The organism is Campylobacter sp. LMG 17559 (assembly GCF_024723605.1).
Lineage (GTDB): Bacteria > Campylobacterota > Campylobacteria > Campylobacterales > Campylobacteraceae > Campylobacter_D.
Map to the genome: position 1 here is coordinate 1 of NZ_JANQCZ010000086.1, position 207 is coordinate 207.

The 207-nt window shown below is 23.7% G+C and carries 1 protein-coding gene; it reads left to right on the top strand.

Annotated elements, in window-relative coordinates:
- Positions 1 to 207: hypothetical protein (locus tag CAMP5082_RS08430; RefSeq protein WP_337206448.1), on the top strand; the 207-nt coding region annotated here is incomplete at both ends.

The following is a 207-nucleotide window of genomic DNA, read 5'->3' on the forward strand; positions in this document are numbered from 1 at the left end:
CCCACAGATGAAGATGAGGAACTTTCAAGAAAAGCTAGTCGAATTGTTTTAAGAATAAATATGGATATTATACTTTATCTTTTAGATAATGAAAAAACTTTTATAGGACATAAAACTTATTTTTTATTTGACAAGGAAAGATTTAAAGTTTTTGAAGATTTTTTATTTTTTCTAAATACTCGTTTAGAAGAGGATTTTTTGCAAAAA